Genomic DNA, 17,967 nt, shown 5'->3' on the forward strand with positions numbered 1-17,967 from the left:
CGTCAGGCGCCGCTCTCCTGCACCGCCGCCAGCCGGTGCACCAGGCCCCGGGTGGCCGGGTACAGCTCCTCGTAGACGGCGAAGAGCTCGTCGTACACGTCCTTGGTCCCCGGGTCCGGCTCGACGACCCCCGCCTCCCGCGTCCAGTCCGTGCCGGGCGGGACCAGCCCCGTGGCCACCGCCGCGAGCAGCGCGTCGCCGTAGCTCGCGCCGATGGTCACCGCCGGGAGGACCTGCGGGACGCCGGTCACGTCGGAGACCACCTGCGTCCACAGGCCGCCCTGCGTCCCCCCGCCCACCGCCACGACGCGCTCGACCGGTGCGCCGGAGCGGGCCAGCAGCGCGAGGATCTGCCGCACCCCGTACGCCGTCCCCTCGTACGCCGCGCGGAACAGGTGCCCGCGGGTGTGCCGGAGGGTCAGCCCGGCGACGACGCCCCGCGCGTGCGGGTCGAACACCGGGGTGCGCTCCCCCGCGAAGTACGGGAGCAGCACCAGCCCGTCCGCACCCGGCGGGGTGCGGCCGGCCTCCTCGACGAGGACGCCGAAGTCCGCTCCCCCGCCGACCTCCTGGAGCCACCCGGTGAGGCTGCCGGACGTCGCCATGCCGGCCGCCAGGGTCCGCGACCCCGGCTCCACGCCGGCCGTCGTCCAGAGCCCGGGGTGCACCCGCAGCCCGGCGAGCACCTGCACGAGGAACATCGTCGAGCCGTACATGAGCATGAGGTCGCCGGGGCGGCGCACCCCGACGCTGTGCGCTTCCGCCCAGGCGTCGACGGTCCCGGCGAGGACCGGGGTGCCGACCGGCAGGCCGGTGGCCGCCGACGCCTCCGCGTGCACGGCGCCGACGACCTCGCCGGGCCAGGCCAGCCGGGGCAGCAGGACGCCCGGCGCCACCTCGTCGACCCAGTCGTGCGCCCAGTCCCCCGCACGGAGGTCGTAGAGCGGGTCGCACTGGCTCGCCGTGTGGTGGTCCAGCACGTGCTCGCCGGTGAGGCGGGCGACCGCGTACGAGCTGCTGCCGTACCAGCGCGCGGTGCGCCCCCAGACCTCCGGCTCGTGCCGCCGGACCCACAGCAGCTTCGGCCCGACCGCCTGCGTGGACAGCTCCTTGCCGCACCGCTCGAGCACCCGCCCGGCGCCGAGCCGCCGCGTGAGCTCGTCGATCTCGGCGGTGGCGCGGGTGTCGATCCCGTAGAGGATCGCCGGTCGCAGGGCGCGCCCCCGCTCGTCGCACAGGACGAGGCTGGGGCCGGCCCCGCTGACGCAGACCCCCGCGACCCGCCGGCCGCCGGAGCGGCCGACGAGCTCGCGGGCGAGGCCGGCCACCTCGGCCCACCAGACGCCCTCGGCGTCGACCTCGGCCCGGCCCGGGCGCGGCAGCGACACCGCGTGCGCCCGGGTGGCCGTCGCGACCACGGTGCCGTCGGGCTCGGCGAGGACGGCCTTGCTGCTCCCGGTGCCGAGGTCGATGCCGAGGACGAGGTCGCTCACCGCCGCGTCGCCCCCTCCTGCAGCGCGAGCTCGACGGTGTCGACGCCGACCAGGTGCCCCAGGGACGCCGCGGCCTTGCCCGTCACGGTGAGCGTGAGCTCGTGCTCCCCCGCCGCGAGGTCGACCGCGCCGTGCTCGACCGCGCGGACCCCGATGGCCGCCTGGTAGCCGTCGAACGGCTCCCCGACGGGCTCGCCGTCGACGGAGACCTGGACGGTGCCGTAGTCCGCGGCCACCGTGTGCACGGCCGAGAGGTCGTACGTCCCGGCGACCGGGACCGAGAAGCGCACGGTCACGGACTGCCCGGGCTCGCCGGCCCGCAGCCAGAGCTGCCGCCCGCCCGACCAGGACAGGCCGCAGCAGTTCGGCTGGCTCTCCACCGGGGCGGTGCTGCCCACGACCGGCAGGGCCTCGGCCTCGAGCGCGAGGACGCGTCCGGACACGCCCTGGACCGGCCGCGACGGGGCGCTCTCGTTCCCGGCCGCGTCGACCGCGACCACCCGGTACCACCACGTCTCGCCGAGCCCGAGGCCGCCGTGCGTCAGGCCGGTGGTGGCCGTGGTGCCGATGAGGGTCGCGTCGCCCACGGGCACCCGCGGGTCCTGCGACGCGTAGACCCGGTAGCTCTCCACGCCCACGTCGTCCCGCGCGTCCCAGGAGAGGAGCACCTCGTTCGTGCGCCCGCCCTGCGCGGTCACCTCGGTGACCACGGGCGCGTCCCGGTCGTCGAACGGCCGGACGTGCGCCAGGAGCTCGTAGCGCGCCGCGTGCCAGGCCGGGGCCCCCGCCAGCGGCACCAGCTCCACCCGCACCGACCGCTTGCCCGCCGTCGCGCCCGCCGGCAGCAGGAAGTCGTCGTCGAGCCAGCGCTGCACGGCGTTGCCCAGCGGCTGGCTCCAGACGCCGACCCGCACCCCGTCGACCCGGACCTCCGCGGCCTGGTACGCCTGCCGCTGGTCGGACGTGCGGCGCAGCACGGCGCCCGCGTTCTGCCGGTCCAGCGCCAGGGAGAACGCGACGGGCCCGGTGGAGGACCGGCCCTCGTCCGTCACCCGCACCTGGTCGAGGTCGCCCTCGAACACCGACGTGAGGCTCTCGACGGGCCCGGCCTGCGGCGCCGTCCAGCCGTGCGCGGCCTCGCTCGCGGCGGACCCGACGTCGAGGACGTCGGTGCTGCGCAGGGCGTTCTCCGCGCGGCCGTACCAGAAGGCGGTCGAGCCGTAGAGGCCCGGCTCGTCGTTGCCCGGCCCGTGCTCGATGGTGAAGCGCAGCGAGTTCCCGAACGGCACCTGGTCGCCGACCATGAGCCGGTAGAGGCTGTCGCAGAGGTTCTGGCAGCCGAGCTCGCCGGCCTCGAACGCTGTCGCGCCGTTGAAGGGGTTGCTGAAGGGCCCGTTGTTGAAGTACCAGCCGGCCTCGTAGAAGTCCTCGCTCCCCGTGCCGTGCATGTCCGGCGAGCGCGACCCGTCGGTGTGCACCCGCTCGTCGCCCTCGAGGTAGCCGCGGGTGCCGTTGAAGGGCCCGCCGCCCGGCTCGGTGCGCAGGCCGCGCAGGGTGTGGCTGACCCCCACGAACTTGCCCCAGCCGTCGGCGTCGAGGAACGTCCAGTCCTGCCCGTCGACCGTCTCGCCCGCGCGGGACTCCGCCCGGAAGTGGCCCGTCGCGCCGTTCGGGCCGAGGCCCGCGGCGCTCGCCGGGGTGCGCGCCCAGGTGACGTCCACCCCGGCGCCCTCGACCGGCTCGCCCGAGGCGTTGACCAGCTCGATGACGGCCCGCTGGCGGTACGGCATCGGCCACCACGACGTGAGGGTGTCCTGCTCGGTGTCGACGCCGAGGAACAGCGCGCGCACCGGGTAGTAGCCCAGGCCCGTGCCGAAGAACTCGCCGAGCGGCGCGTCCACGGTGCGCTCGCCGTCGAAGGTCATGCGCAGGCGGGCGTCGGCCAGCACCTCCTCGGCGCGGGCGACGGCCTCGGGGTCCTCGACCCGGGTGCCGTACCGGTAGGTCCGCACGCCCTCCCAGCGCGCACCCTCGATCGCGTACCCGTGCGCCGCCTCGTCCTCGAGGGAGTCCGGGCCGACCGACAGGGTGTCGGTGCGCACCGGCTCCCCGTCGACGATGCTGTCGACGAAGTACGAGAACTCGTTGAAGTCGTTGTCCGACGAGATGAACTCGTTCCGGACCCTGATCTCGGACTTGCCCGCGGTCACGGACGCGGGCAGCGTCACCACCTGGTCCGCCCACTGGCCCCCGGCGGCCGGCAGGCCCGACCACTCGCCGACCTCCTCGCCGTCGACGAGGATCCGGGCCCGCTGGTAGCCGATGAGGGTGTCGAGGCGGCGGGTCAGCCGCACCCCCTCGTTGCCCGGGTCGACCGCCACCGTGAACTCGCTCGACCCGACGAAGGCGCGCCCGTCGTCGGTGATCGGCTCGCTGGCCTCCGGGCCCTCGAGCTGCGGCATCCGCAGCCGCAGGGCCGAGACGGTGCCCGGGCCGCGCAGGTCGGCCAGCACGGCCCGCTGCCCCGGCGCGACGTCCAGCGCCCGGGAGTCCGTGCGGGCCCCCGGCAGGGCCGGCTTGGGGTCGGCCGTGCCGTGCCGGCGCAGCAGCTCGACGACGTCCAGCGCCTCGTCGGAGGGGTCGAAGGTGCGCACGCCCTCCGCGTCGGCGAAGGCCCGGTAGCTCACGTGGTGGAAGAGCGGGTTCCGCTCCGTCGTGATCTTCATGCGCTCCCGGTACGGCATCGGCACCTTGAGGTAGACGCCGCCCGAGCTCTCCAGCGCGTTCGCCACCAGCGGGAAGACGAAGGGCGCACCCAGCTCGCCGTCGACGACGTCCTGCAGCGGCGCGTCGAGGACCGTGCGCCCGTCCAGCTCGATGCGGATCGTCCCGGTCGCCGTGACGTTCCCGCCGTCGCGGGTGAACCAGACGGACTGCACCTCGCCCGGCCCCTCGGCCTCGGCGATGACGCAGCGCCCGGCGTCCTGGCGCAGGCAGGAGTACGTCCCCTCGAACCCGTCGTCGTTGCCGCCGCGGCGGTCGAAGCCGGAGAACTGGCGCGTCTCCACGCCGCGGGTCAGCTGGGGCAGCCGGTCGAGCTGGCGGTACGTGTCCCAGCCCACCGGCCCCTTGCCGGCAGCCCAGGTCGCGGCCCCGCCGCTCGCGGGGGGCGCGGCGGACGCGACGGGCGCGACCGGTGCCGCCAGGGCGAGGACGAGCGGGACGCCGAGCGCCAGGCGCCGCCAGGCGCGCCCGGCCGCGGGGGCGCTCACTGCCCACCCGCCGCGGTGTACGCCTCGCGGGCGTTCTCCTGGGTGATGAGCTGGGTCTCGAGGATCTGCTCGCGCGGCACCTCCTCGCAGTCGAGGAGGATCGACGTCGCCGCCTCGACCGCCTCCTTGCCGCCGGTCGGGTACACGAACGTGGCGGACAGGCGCCCCTGCTCCACGGCCTTGATGCCGCCGCTCGGGATCGGCAGCGCGTCGATGCCGATGAAGTCGATCTGGTCCTGGCGCCCGGCGGCCTCCGCCGCGAGGTACGCCCCCTCGGCCATCGGGTCGTTGTGCGCGTAGACGACGTCGACGTCGTCGTTGGCCTGCAGGATGGCCTCCGCCTGGGACAGGCCCTCGTCGCGCAGCCAGTTGCCCACGCCCTCCGCGACGATCTGGACGCCCGGGTTGCTCGCGATGCCCTCCCGGAAGCCGTCGGCCCGCTCCTGCGCCGGCGTCGACCCCGGCAGGCCCTTGAGCTCGGCCACCGTGCCGCCGTCGGGCAGCAGGGTCTCGGCGACGTACTCGCCCGCGGCCCTGCCGATGGCGAGGTTGTCGCCGCCGATGAAGGTCGTGTAGTCCTCGCCCTCGACCTTGCGGTCGAGGACGACCACGGGGATGCCCTCCTGGTACGCGCGGCTCACCACGGCCGTGAGGGGCGCGGCCTCGTTCGGCGAGATGATGAGCAGGTCGACCTGCTGGGTGATGAAGTTCTCCACGTCGGAGACCTGCTTGGCGTTGTCCTGCGCCGCGTCGGCGAAGACCACCTCGAACTGCGGCACCTCCGCGGCGGCCGTCTCGATGTCCCGGTCCATCACCTCGCGGTACGGCTCGGCGACGTTCGCCTGCGACATCCCGATGAGGTACTCGCCGTCCGGGCCGGCGCAGTCGCCGCCACCCCCGCCGGAGGCGTCGGTGCTGCCACCCCCGCCGCCGCAGGCGGTCAGGAGCACGAGGCTGCCGACGCAAGCGGCGGCGATGCGGTTCGGTCGGTGCATGGTGCGACTCCTTCGTCGTGCCCGGGACGGGCGGTGGTGCGGTGGTGGGGGCGTGCGGCGCCGGCGCTGCGGCACGAGGCCGCGGCGCGGGCCGCTGCGTCGGCGGCTCAGACGCGGCGGCGGACCGACTGCAGGGCGACGGCGATGATGATCACGACGCCGGTCGTCAGCAGCTGGATGTTGGCGTCGATGTTGTTGAGGGCCAGGACGTTGTTGAGGATGCCGAGCAGGAGGGCGCCGGCGACGGTCCCGACGACGGTGCCGCTGCCGCCCATGAGGCTGGTGCCGCCGATGACGACGGCGGCGATGGCGTTGAGCTCGTAGCCGATCCCGGCGTTGGGGCTCCCCTGGTTGAGCTGCCCGGCGTGGACGATGCCGGCGAGGGCGGCCAGGACGCCGGAGATGGCGAAGACGGCCACCTTGACCCGGACGACCGGGACGCCGGACAGGCGGGCCGCGCGCTCGTTGCCGCCGATGGCGTACACGTGGCGGGCGAACGTCGTGCGGCGCAGCACCCAGATGGCGACGGCGGCCACCACGACGAAGATCAGCGCGGGCACGGGCACCGTGCCGCCGAGGACGCGCGAGTTGAGGACCGAGAAGGAGTCCGGCGCCAGGTCCGGTCCGTCGCCGTACGCGAGCGGGATGCCCTGGCCGCCGGACCACATGCGGGCCAGGCCGCGGGCGATCTGCAGGCCGGCGAGCGTGACGATGAACGACTGGATGCCGAGCTTGGTGGAGATGAGGCCCTGGGCGACGCCGACGACGAGCCCGATCGCGAGCACGACGAGGCACGTGACGAGCACGCCCTGGTCGGAGTTCACGAGCAGTGCGGCGGTGCCGGTCGCCGCGAGGCCGAGGACCGCGCCGACCGAGAGGTCGATCCCCCCGACGAGGATCACGAAGGTCATGCCCACCGCGATGATCCCGATCACCGAGGTGGCGCGGACGACGTTGGCGATGTTCGTCGGGTCGAGGAAGAGCACCTCGCCGTTGCGCCGCGGCGAGAAGACCACCGCCGCGGCGAACACCAGCAGCAGCCCGAAGAGGCTCTGCAGCCGGAACACCAGGTCCACCCAGCCGCGCCGGTCCCGCGGCACCCCGGCGGCCAGTGCCGCGCGGGCGCTGCCGCGCGGCTGCTCGTCGTCGGGTCCGAGGTCCCGCTGGGGCTCGACGCTCGTCGTGCTCATGCCTGCTCCCGGGTCGTGTCGTTCGAGGTGGTGGCCGCCGCGAGGACCTCCTCCTGCGTCGTCGTGCGGCTGTCGAGGTCCGCGACGACGCGGCCCTCGTGCAGCACGACGATGCGGTGGCAGGTCCCGAGGAGCTCGGGCAGCTCCGAGGAGGCCATGAGGACGCCGATGCCGCGCTCGGCGAGCTCGGCGAGGAGGCGGTAGATCTCGGCCTTCGCCCCGACGTCGACGCCGCGCGTGGGCTCGTCGAGCAGCAGGAGCCGCGGCTCCGTCATGAGCTGGCGCCCGAAGATGACCTTCTGCTGGTTGCCCCCGGACAGGGTGCCGACCGCGACGGACTGCGAGGCGGCCTTGAGCCGCAGGTGCTCGGCCATGCGCGCGACGCGGCGCCGCTCCTCGCCGGCCCGGACGACGCCGCCGCGGCTGACCCGCCCGAGCGCGGCGATGGTCATGTTCGAGCGGACCGACTGCCCCAGCGCGAGGCCCGAGACCTTGCGGTCCTCGGTCACGAGGGCCACGCCGCGGGCGATCGCGTCGCGCGGCCCGGCCGGCTCGAGCGGCTGCCCGTCGAGGGTCACGGTGCCCGTGCGGGTGCCCGCGGGCCCCGTGCCGAAGAGCGTCTCGAGCAGCTCCGTGCGCCCGGACCCCATGAGCCCCGCCAGCCCGACGACCTCACCGGCGCGCACGACGAGGGAGACGTCCTGCGGCTCGCGGCGGCCCTGCTCGGGGCGGCGAGGGGTGACCGTCAGGCGGTCCACGACGAGCAGCGGCTCCCCCGGCTCGGTCCCGGTCGAGGGGAAGAGCTGCTCCATCCGCTGCCCGACCATGAGCTGGATCAGCGTGCCGGCGGGCGTCGTCGGCACGTCGACGGTGCCGACCACGGTGCCGTCGCGCATGACCGTCGCGCGGTCGGCGATCTCCGCGAGCTCCTCGAGCCGGTGGGAGATGTAGATGACGCTGACGCCGCGCCGCTTCAGGTCGCGCACCACGTCGAAGAGGCGACGCACCTCGGCGTCGGCCAGTGCCGAGGTGGGCTCGTCCATGATGAGGATGCGGGCGTCGAGCGAGAGCGCCTTGGCGATCTCGACGAGCTGCTGCTCCCCCACCCGCAGCGAGGAGATGCGCCGGCCCGGCTGCAGGTCCACGCCCGCCGCCGCGAGGAGCCCCCGCGCGTCCCGCGCCATGCGCCGCCGGTCGCAGGTGCCCCACCGGGTGCGCGGCTCGCGCCCCAGGAAGAGGTTCTCGGCCACGGTCATCTCGGGCACCAGGTCGAGCTCCTGGTGGATCGTCGCCACGCCCGCCGCCTGCGCCTCGGCGGGGCTGCGGAAGGACACCGGGCGCCCGTCGATGCTCACCTCGCCGCCGTAGTCGACGTACACCCCCGACAGGATGTTCACCAGGGTGGACTTGCCGGCGCCGTTCTGGCCGAGCAGGGCGTGGACCTCGCCGCGGCGGACCTCCAGGTGGGCGTCGCGCAGCGCGTGCACCCCGCCGAACGACTTCGAGACGCCGTGCATCCGCAGCAGGGCGCCGACGTCGCCGGCGGACTCCTCGTGCCGGGCCCCGGCGGCCGCCGCGTCGATGCTCACACCCGCCTCCTCGTCCTTGAGAAATCGATTGCTCGGGAACTTAGGTCGGCGCCGCGCGGGCGTCAAGGGGTTCGGGCGAGCGGTCCGGGCCGGCCTCAGGCAGGGCGGCGCAGGCTGCTCTCGCGCACCACCAGGCGGGCGGGCAGGACCTCCTCGCGCGCGGGGCCGCCGAGCGTGCCGGCGAGCCGGTCGCGCAGGACCCGCGCCGCCGCCGCGCCGATCTCGTACGACGGCTGCGCGATGCCCGTGAGCGGCGGGTCGACGAGCTCGGCCCACGGCGGGTCGTCGAAGGCCACGACCCCCAGGTCGCGCCCGGGCCGCACCCCCCGCGCCCGCAGCTCGGCGAGGACACCCACGGCCATCTGGTTGTTGGCGACGAAGATCGCGTCGGGCGGCGCTGCGGCGTCGAGCAGCGACGCCGCAGCGGCCCGTCCGCCCTCGGCCTTGAACGTGCTGTGGCGCACGACGCCGCGCGGCCTCCCCCCTCCGCGGGTCGGGGGCAGCGCGTCGCAGTAGCCGCGCAGGCGCTCGTCCGCCGTCGCGGCGCCCTTGGGCCCGGTGATGCAGGCGACCCGGCGCCAGCCCTGCGCCAGCAGGTGCTCGGTGGCCTCGCGGGCGGAGGAGCGCGAGTCGACCACCACGCTGTCCAGCTGGCCGTCCATCGTCCGGTCGACCGCCACGACGGGGATGCCCCGGTCGCGGATCCGGCTCACGTCGGTCGCGTGGCTCGTGGGCGAGATGATGACGCCCGCGGCCTGCTCCTGGTCCGCCACGCCGATGTAGCGCTGCTCCTTGACCAGGTCCTCGTCGGTGTTGCAGAGCACGAGCGAGTAGCCCGCAGCGGCGGCGACGTCCTCGACGCCGCGCGCCATCCGGGTGAAGAACGGGTTCTCGACGTCGCTGATGACGAGGACCCAGATCGCCGTCCGCTGCCGGCGGAGGTTCCGCGCCACGGCGTTCGGGCGGTAGCCGAGCTCCTCGGCCGCCTGCCGCGCGCGCCGCACGAGCTCGGGGTCCACCCGGCCGACGCTGTTGAGCGCCCGCGAGACCGTGGCGGCACTGACGCCCGCCCGCCGGGCCACGTCCTGGATCGTCGCCACCCCGCACCTCCGCACGGGCGCACCCTTGACGCCCCTGGCGGGTGATCCTAGCCTGCAGCAATCGATTTCTGGCGCCGCTCCACCGAGTGCGGCACGACAGACCGGGAGGCGCGATGGCGCGCATCGGCATCCTCAGCATGTCCGACGGACGGGACTACGTTCAGCGGGACATCGCGGACTTCATCCGGACCAACGAGGACCGCCTGGCCGCCGCGCTGCAGGCGGCCGGTCACGACGTCGTGCGCGCCGAGGGGCCGCTCGACTCGAACACCGGGGCGGTCCGCATGGCCCGCGAGGTGGCGGCCCAGGGCGTGGACCTCACGGTCTTCCACTACTGCGTCTGGGCGTTCCCCCACTTCACCATGCTGGCGGCCGGCGAGACCCGCTCGCCCCTGCTCCTGCTCTCCAACATCGACCCCGTGCAGCCGGGCATGGTCGGCATGCTCGCCGGCGGCGGGGCGCTCGACCAGGTCGGGCGGGTCCACGACCGGCTCTGGGGCGAGCCCGACGAGGCCCTCGTGGCGCAGATCGCGAGCCGCGCCCGGGCGGCGTCCGCGGTGTCGCGCCTGCGCGGCTCCACCTTCGGGCGGATCGGCGGGCGGCCCATGGGCATGAACACCGCGGTGTCCGCGACGGACCAGTGGCAGAAGCTCTTCGGCATCGACGTCGAGGAGATCGACCAGTGGGAGGTCGTGCGCCGCAGCGAGCTCGTCGACGCGGCCGAGGCCGCGGCCGGGCGCGAGTGGCTGGAGAAGAACGCGGCCGGCGTGCACTACGACGGCGACCGGCTCACCCCCGAGCTCCTCGAGCGGCAGCTGCGGTCGTACCTCGCGGTGCAGGACCTCGTCCGCGAGTGGAACCTGGACTTCTCCGGCATCAAGGGCCAGCCCGAGCTCACCGGGCACTTCGCGACGATGGACGTCGCCGAGGCGCTGCTCAACGACCCGTACGACTGGAACGGGCCGAAGGAGACCCACGTCTGCGCCACCGAGTCCGACATGGACGCCGCGCTGACGATGCAGGTGATGAAGCACGTGACCGGCGGGCTGCCCGTGCTGTTCGCCGACGTGCGGCACTACCACACCGACCTCGACGTCTGGGACCTGTGCAACTCCGGCCAGCACGCCACCTGGTACGCGGCGCGCAGCGACGACCCGACGGAGAACCTGTCGAAGGTGCACCTCTACCCGGAGGTCTTCTTCTTCCCGGCCGGTGGCGCGTCGGTGCACCACCTCGCCGCCCCCGGCGAGATGACCCTCGCCCGGTTCACGCGCAAGGAGGGGCGCTACCGGCTGCACCTCATGAAGGGCGCGTTCGAGACGTACGACGACGAGACCAACGAGCGCCTCATGCGGATGTCCACCTACGAGTGGCCGCACGCCTTCGCCCGGCTCGACGCCGAGGGCGGTGACTTCCTGTCGCGCTTCGGCGCCAACCACATCCACGCGGTGCCCGGGGACGTCACCGCCGAGCTGCGCGCCGTCGCGCGCATGCTCGACGTGGAGCTCGACGAGTTCACGCGGGGCTGACGGTGGACACCGGGACCGTGGCGGGGACGACGAGCCCCGCCGGTACGGGGTGCTGCGGCGGCGGGGCCTGCGCGCCCGGGCCCGAGGTCGTCGGGCTCAGCCGGCGCGGCTTCCTCGGGGTCGCCGCGGGGGCGGTCGCCGCCCTCGGCCTCCCCCCCGACGGGGCCGTCGCGGTGCCGCCGGACAAGGGGCTCGACCGCGCGGCGCTCGACGGCCTCGCGGAGCGGGGGCGCCCCACCGAGTACGCCGGCGCGGCGCTGCGCCGGATCGGGATGCCGGTGGGCGGCGCCTGCGCGGGGCAGGTCTACCTCTCCGGCGACGGGCGGCTCTGGCTGTGGGACGTCTTCAACCCCGCCGGCTCCCCGTACGGCGGCGCGGACTGGCAGGGCGTCCACTACGCGCAGCCGCTCACCGTGTCCTCGCCCTTCCGCACCGGGTTCGCCGTCCGGTGGGGGCACGGCGCGGGCACCACCACCCGCACGCTCGACGACGAGGGCTTCCGCGACGTCCGCTTCCGGGCCCGCTACCCGGTCGGCACGACGACCTTCCGCGACGCCGACGCGCCGCTGGAGGTGCGGCTCGACGCGTTCTCGCCGTTCGTCCCGACCGAGGTCGAGGACTCGTCGCTGCCGGCGACCGTCCTCGAGTACACCGTGCGCAACACCTCGGGCCGGCGCCTGCGGGTGGAGCTGGCGGGCCTGGCCGAGAACCCGGTCGGGCTGCAGAGCAGGACCCGCCAGCCCCTGCTGCTGCGCTCGGAGCCGCAGGACCTGCCGGTCGGCCGGGCCGTCGTCCACCGGGCCGCCGAGGACACGCCGTCGGGTCGACCGGACATCGTCGTGGAGGACTGGGAGCGCGAGGGCTGGGGCGGCTGGACGGTCGAGGGCACCGCGTTCGGGGACGGGCCGGTGCGCCTCGACCAGGTCCCGGGCTACATGACCCGCGAGGGCTCGCTGGGCGTCACCGGCAGCCGCTTCGTCACCTCGCACCACTTCCGCGCGGGAGGCGGCATCCCGGAGGCCGACGCGCACCGGGGGCGCCTCACCAGCCCGCCCTTCGCCGTCGAGCGCAGCGCGCTCCTCGTCCGGGTCGGCGGCGGCCCCCACCCGGGGCGCACCTGCGTCGAGGTGCTCGTGGACGGCGAGGTCGTCGCGAGCGCCACCGGCGCGGCGAGCGAGGTCATGCGCCTGCAGCGGCTCGACCTGTCGGCGTACGAGGGCCGCACCGCCGTCGTCCGGGTCGTCGACGACGCCGAGGGCGACTGGGCGCACGTCAACGTCGACCGGATCGTCCTGACCGACCGACCGCCGGCCCGGCCGGACGTCGTCTTCGAGGAGTGGGACGGCGCCGGCTTCGGCGCCTGGACCGTGAGCGGCACCGCGTTCGGCGCCGGGCCGGTCACCGAGGCGGAGACCCCGGACTACTTCCGGCGCAGCGGCCCGCTCGGGGTCAGCGGCCGGTTCGTGACCTCGCACCACTGGCGGGCCGGCGGTGACGCGGCCGCCGCCGACGCCGAGACCGGCCGGCTCACCAGCCCCGACTTCGTCGTGGAGCGGCGCTACGTGGCCGTGCGCATCGGTGGCGGGGCCGGCGCGGGCACCCGGGTGGACGTCGTGGTCGACGGCGCGGTGGTGGCGACGGCTCGGGGCCGCGACGCCGAGACCCTGCTCGCCACCGGGCTGGACGTCGGTGCGCACGAGGGTGCGACGGCCCGCCTCGAGGTCGTCGACGAGGCGACGGGGGGCTGGGGGCACGTCAACGTGGACCGCATCTGGTTCACCGACGAGCCGGTCGACCCGCGCCCGTTGGAGGAGCTGCCGGACGTCGGGTCGTTCGCCCTCGCGGCGCTGCACCCGGCCGCCCGCTGCACCGCCTCGCTGGCCGAGTGGGACGACCCCGCCGGCTGGTTCGACGGGGCGGCCGGACCGACCGAGGCGCGGGGTGCGCGGGCGCGACCGGCCGGGGCGGTCGTCGTACCGCTGGACCTGGCACCCGGCGCGTCGGCGACGGTGCGCTTCGCGCTGGCGTGGCACTTCCCGGTCGTGGCCCGCTCGATGTTCTCCGCGCTGGAGGGTGCGGCAGGGCTGCGCAGGCACTACGGCGAGGCGTACGAGGACGCGGCGGCGGTGGCCCGGCACCTCGCGACCGAGGGCGGGCGGCTGTCGGCCGCGACGCACCTCTTCTCGCGGACCTGGTACGACGACTCCACGTTCCCGCACTGGTTCCTCGAGCGCACGCTCATCAACGCCTCCACCCTCGCGACGGGTACCTGCTACCGGTTCCAGGACGGGCGCTTCTACGCCTGGGAGGGCATCTACTGCTGCGAGGGCACGTGCACCCACGTGTGGAACTACGCGCAGTCCGTGGCGCGGCTCTTCCCCGGGCTGGAGCGCGACACCCGTGAGCGCGTCGACCTCGGCATCGCGTTCCACGAGGACACGGGCGCGATCGACTACCGCGGCGAGTTCGCCCGGCACGTCGCCCACGACGGCCAGTGCGGCAACGTGCTGAGGACCTACCGCGAGCACCAGATGGCGCCCGACGACGCGTTCCTGCGGCGGGTCTGGCCCCGGGTGCGCAAGGCCACCGAGCACCTCGTCGCGCACGACGGCGAGCCGGACGGGATCCTGGAGCGCGAGCAGTACAACACCCTCGACGCCACCTGGTACGGCGAGATCCCCTGGATCAGCGGCCTCTACGTCGCCGCGCTGCGGGCGGCGGCGGAGATGGCCGACGACGTCGGGGACCGGGCCTTCGCGACCCGGTGCCGCGACCTCGCCGACCGCGGCTCCCGCCACCTCGACGCGGCGCTGTGGAACGCGCGCTACGGCTACTACGAGCAGCACCTCGACCCCGAGCACGCCGACGCGATCAACGCGAACCGCGGCTGCCACCTGGACCAGCTCTTCGGCCAGAGCTACGCCTGGCAGCTCGGGCTGCCACGGGTCTTCGACGCGGCCAAGACGCGGACAGCGCTTGCCAGCTTGTACCGCTACAACTTCCTCCCCGACGCCTCGGGCTACGCGGAGGTGTCGGGGATCCCCGGCGGGCGGGTCTTCAGCGAGCAGGGCGAGGCGGGGACGCTGCTGTGCACGTGGCCGTACGGGGGCGCGGAGCTCGCCCCGGGCGGTGGCGAGCCCTTCGCCGTCGGCTACTTCAACGAGGTGTGGACGGGGCTGGAGCACCAGTTCGCCGCGCACCTCATGGCCGAGGGCATGGTCGACGAGGCGCTGGCGGTGGAGCGGGCGGTGCACGACCGGCACTCGGCGCAGGAGCGCAACCCCTACAACGAGGTCGAGTGCTCCGACCACTACGCGCGGGCGATGATGAGCCACGCCGTGCACCTGTCGGCGCTGGGCTACGAGCACCACGGGCCGCGCGGCCACCTGGGCTTCGCGCCCCGGCTCCGCCCGCACGACGCCGCGGCGGCGTTCACGACGGCGGAGGGCTGGGGCCGCTACGCGCAGCGCCGCACGGGCGCCCGGCAGGTCAGCGAGGTCGAGCTGCGCCACGGCCGGCTGCGGCTGCGGACCCTCGCGACCGAGCTGGAGGACCGGCCGGGTCGCGGCAGGCTCGTCGTCGACGTCGACCTCGTCGACCAGGACGGCCGGGCGAGGCGGCTGCGCCCGCGCAGCGCGGTCCTCACCGGGCGGCGGCTGCTCGTCACGCTCGACGACGAGGTGGTCCTGCGCGCCGGGCAGACCCTGCGGGTCGTGTCCCGCTGACGGCGGCCCGCGGCGGCCCGGACGGGGGTCGGGCCGCCGCGGGGCGCTCCCGGCACGGCCGGCGCGGCGGCCGCCGGCGTCCCGGCGGGCCTAGGGTGCGGCCGTGCCGCCCCCGCCGCCCCCGCCGCCCCCGCTGCCCCCGCAGCCCGCCCCGGTGCCGGGCGTCGCGTGGTCCGTCCACGTGCTCGCCGACGACGGTGCGGTGCTCGCGACCCGCGGGGCCGACGCCGTCGGGCCCGTGGCCAGCGCGGCGAAGCTGCTCCTGCTCGTCGAGGTGGCGCGGCGCCTCGACGCGGGGGACCTCCCCCCCACCGCGCTCCTCGAGCGGTCCGCCGCGGACGCGGTGGCGGACTCCGGGCTCTGGCAGCACCTGCGCGTCGCGGCGCTGCCGGTCGAGGACCTCGCGGTCCTCGTCGGGGCGGTGAGCGACAACCTCGCGACGAACGTGCTGCTGCGCGCCGTGGGCCTGCCCGCCCTCGACGCGCTGGCCGCGCGGCTGGGCCTGCGCGACACCCGGCTGCTCGACCGGGTCCGCGACGCGCGCGGGCCCGGCGACCCGCCCGTGCTCGCGCTCGGCACCGCGCGCGAGCTCTGCCTGCTGCTGCACGGCCTCGCCCGCGGCACGGTGGTGTCCCCTGCCGCGTCGGCGGCGGTCCTGCGGTGGCTGGGCACCGGCAGCGACCTCTCCATGGTCGCGTCGGCGCTGGGGCTCGACCCGCTCGCGCACGCGGGGGCGGACCGCGGCCTGCTGCTGCGGCACAAGACCGGCACCGACGAGGGCGTACGGGTCGACGCGGGTCACCTCGCCGGGCCGGCCGGCGGGCTCGCGTACGCCGTCGCGGCGCGGTGGTCGCCCGGCGTCCCCGCGCGCGACGCGGTGCTCGCCGCGATGGGCGCGTACGGGCGGGCCCTGCGCGCCGCGGTCGGGGGCTGAACCGGGCCGGTCCGGACATCCGGGCGCAACAGGACTGTCACACCCCTCGGCCAGCATCTCCCCGGGGCGCGCGCCGGCCCGACAGCACCCGCCGGGTGCGCCGCGCCGCGCCCCGCGAGAGGACGCCGTGGCAGACCCGACCCCGCCCACCGACGCCGAGCTCGACACCCTCATCCGCGCGCGCCTGGCGCTCGTCGGCGTCGACCTGGACCAGCTGCCCGCGGGCGCGGGCGACCCCGTCACCGGGTCGCCCTCGCGCGAGTCGGCGCTGGCCTACCTCCGGTCCGTGCTCCGCGGCACGTCGACCGTGATCAGCGACTGGGACCTGCCGGCCGCGAGCCCCGCGCTCGACCAGCAGGTGGCGCCGCCGGCGCTCTACCCGTCGATCTACCAGGCCTGGACGAAGGGTGGGCTCGCGTGACCGCGACCGACGACCGCACGCCCGAGGGGCTCGACGCCGGCAGCAGCCGCCGCCTGTTCCTCGCCCGCCTCGCGGCGCTGTCCGCGGCCGGCGCCACCGGAGCCACCGTCCTGCCGGGGGTGGCGCAGGCGGCGCCCGCGCCGGCGAGCAGCGCCCCCGACGTGGCGGCGTCCGCGGCGGAGCTCGCCGACCCGGCCTCGCTCACCGTCGGCCAGGCCGCGACGGCGATCCGCGGGGGACGGCTGACGTCGCAGGCCCTGGTGCGCGCGTGCATCGAGCGCATCGCCGCCCACGACGGCACCTACCGCGCCTTCAACACGGTGCTCGCCGACGAGGCGCTGGCGCGGGCGAAGCAGCTCGACCGCCGCCGGCCGAAGAGCCCGCTGCACGGCATCCCGCTGGCGATCAAGGACAACTACTTCACCGAGGGCGTCCTCACCACGGCGAACTCGTTCATCTTCGCCGACTTCGTGCCCCCGTACGACGCCACGGCCGTCGCCCGGCTCGAGGGCGCCGGCGGCGTCGTGGTCGGCAAGACCCAGATGGGCCCGCTGGCCACCTCGCGCGCGACGACCCCGGCCGGCGTGGTGACCACGCTCAACGCCTGGGCCCCCGCGAACCCGGACATCAGCCCGGCGGGCTCGTCGAGCGGCTCGGCCACGGCGACGGCGGTCGGGATGGCGCTGTCCAGCATCGGCACCCAGACGGGCGGGTCGATCACCGGCCCGGCCGAGGCGCAGGGCCTCACCGGGCTCAAGCCGACCATGGGCCGGGTGTCGCTGCACGGGATCATCCCGCTCACCTACACCCGCGACCACCCGGGCCCGATCGCCCGCGACGCCATGGACGCGGCGATCATGCTGACGGCGATGGCCGGCCCCGACCCGTCGGACTTCCGCACGCTGGGACTGCCCGCGCTGCCGGACCTGGTGCGCGCGGCGACCCCCGTGCGCCGCGGCGGGACGACGGCGCTGCGCCGGCGGACCCGCATCGGCGTCCAGCCGGACTTCCTCGCCGTCGAGGGCGAGGTCCTCGCGGCCCGGCAGGCGTACCTCGCGCAGCTGGCCTCGATCCCCGGGGCGACCGTCGTCGAGGTGCCGTTCCCGGACGAGTGGGAGCTGCTCACCGGCTCGGCGTTCAACAACGTGCGCCTGCCGGAGCGCGCGGAGCCGTTCCTGCCGTGGCTCAAGGAGGACCTGCGCCTCTTCGGCGTCTCGGTGCTGGCGTGGCTCGGCGGGCTCGTGCTCTCCGGCGACGAGTACCTCAAGGGCCAGCGCGCGAAGACGGTGCTCTTCGAGCGCACCATGGACCAGGTCTTCGAGGCCTGCGACGTGGTCGTGCAGACCGGGCCCGTGCCCTTCGACATCCTCGGGCTGCCCGAGATCGCCTTCCCCATCGGCTTCACCGCCGCGGCGGGCAGCACGCCGGCGCTGCCGGTCGGGACGATCCTCGGCGGCCAGCCGTACGCCGAGGACCGCCTGCTGGAGGTCGTGGCGGCCTACCAGGCCGTGACCGACTGGCACACCCGCCGCGCCCCGCTGCCGCCGACCGGGCGCGCCGAGGCGCGCCGGGCCCCGGCGGAGCGCTCGGCCGGCACCCTGCGCCTCGACGCGCTGGAGGCGGCGCGCCAGGCGCAGTAGCAGCGCAGCACGCCCCGGGGGCGGTCCGGTCGACGACCGGGCCGCCCCTCGTGCGTACGAGCCGGGCGGAACCACCCGC

Annotated in this window: 11 protein-coding genes; 5 read left to right on the forward strand and 6 right to left on the reverse strand. The window is 75.6% G+C overall.

The window, feature by feature from the left end:
• Window positions 1–2: 2 nt before the first annotated feature.
• The 6 genes from D5H78_RS09125 to D5H78_RS09150 all read right to left on the reverse strand — a co-directional run bounded on the left by D5H78_RS09125 (window position 3) and on the right by D5H78_RS09150 (window position 9,639).
• Window positions 3–1,493, reverse strand: coding sequence for an FGGY-family carbohydrate kinase (locus D5H78_RS09125; protein WP_119950115.1), 1,491 nt, complete (start codon window positions 1,491–1,493; stop codon window positions 3–5).
• Window positions 1,490–4,765, reverse strand: a complete 3,276-nt coding sequence (locus D5H78_RS09130) for a DUF2961 domain-containing protein (RefSeq protein WP_119950116.1) — start codon at window positions 4,763–4,765, stop codon at window positions 1,490–1,492. The genes D5H78_RS09125 and D5H78_RS09130 overlap by 4 nt, the downstream gene beginning before the upstream one ends.
• Window positions 4,762–5,760 (reverse strand): substrate-binding domain-containing protein, encoded by a 999-nt coding sequence (locus D5H78_RS09135; protein ID WP_119950117.1) that lies wholly within the window; start codon window positions 5,758–5,760, stop codon window positions 4,762–4,764. Before D5H78_RS09135 ends, D5H78_RS09130 begins: the two co-directional genes overlap by 4 nt.
• Before the next feature lie 107 nt (window positions 5,761–5,867).
• A complete protein-coding gene (locus tag D5H78_RS09140; protein WP_119950118.1) occupies window positions 5,868–6,950 on the reverse strand; it encodes an ABC transporter permease in 1,083 nt (360 codons plus the stop codon).
• The gene (locus D5H78_RS09145; protein WP_218566416.1) at window positions 6,947–8,539 is read right to left on the reverse strand and encodes a sugar ABC transporter ATP-binding protein; all 1,593 of its coding nucleotides are present in this window, start codon (window positions 8,537–8,539) and stop codon (window positions 6,947–6,949) included. The genes D5H78_RS09140 and D5H78_RS09145 overlap by 4 nt, the downstream gene beginning before the upstream one ends.
• 95 nt (window positions 8,540–8,634) lie before the next feature.
• Window positions 8,635–9,639, reverse strand: a complete 1,005-nt coding sequence (locus D5H78_RS09150) for a LacI family DNA-binding transcriptional regulator (RefSeq protein WP_119950119.1) — start codon at window positions 9,637–9,639, stop codon at window positions 8,635–8,637.
• Window positions 9,640–9,752: 113 nt separating this feature from the next.
• Between D5H78_RS09150 and D5H78_RS09155 the strand changes: the two genes are divergently transcribed.
• The 5 genes from D5H78_RS09155 to D5H78_RS09175 all read left to right on the forward strand — a co-directional run bounded on the left by D5H78_RS09155 (window position 9,753) and on the right by D5H78_RS09175 (window position 17,888).
• Window positions 9,753–11,168, forward strand: a complete 1,416-nt coding sequence (locus tag D5H78_RS09155) for an L-fucose/L-arabinose isomerase family protein (protein WP_119950120.1) — start codon at window positions 9,753–9,755, stop codon at window positions 11,166–11,168.
• Between the two features lie 2 nt (window positions 11,169–11,170).
• Complete coding sequence (locus D5H78_RS09160) at window positions 11,171–14,893, forward strand: GH116 family glycosyl hydrolase (protein WP_218566417.1); 3,723 nt, start codon at window positions 11,171–11,173, stop codon at window positions 14,891–14,893.
• 103 nt (window positions 14,894–14,996) lie between these two features.
• Entirely contained in the window at window positions 14,997–15,827 is an 831-nt protein-coding gene (locus tag D5H78_RS09165) for a serine hydrolase (RefSeq protein WP_119950121.1), read from the forward strand.
• Between the two features lie 127 nt (window positions 15,828–15,954).
• Window positions 15,955–16,248 carry a hypothetical protein gene (locus D5H78_RS09170; RefSeq protein ID WP_119950122.1) on the forward strand — a complete coding sequence of 98 codons (294 nt, stop codon included), beginning with the start codon at window positions 15,955–15,957 and terminating at the stop codon, window positions 16,246–16,248.
• On the forward strand, window positions 16,245–17,888 hold the full coding sequence (locus tag D5H78_RS09175; protein WP_119950123.1) for an amidase: 1,644 nt from the start codon (window positions 16,245–16,247) through the stop codon (window positions 17,886–17,888). Before D5H78_RS09170 ends, D5H78_RS09175 begins: the two co-directional genes overlap by 4 nt.
• The last annotated feature ends 79 nt before the right edge of the window (window positions 17,889–17,967 follow it).

The organism is Vallicoccus soli (assembly GCF_003594885.1).
In the GTDB taxonomy this organism is placed as follows: Bacteria; Actinomycetota; Actinomycetes; order Motilibacterales; family Motilibacteraceae; genus Vallicoccus; species Vallicoccus soli.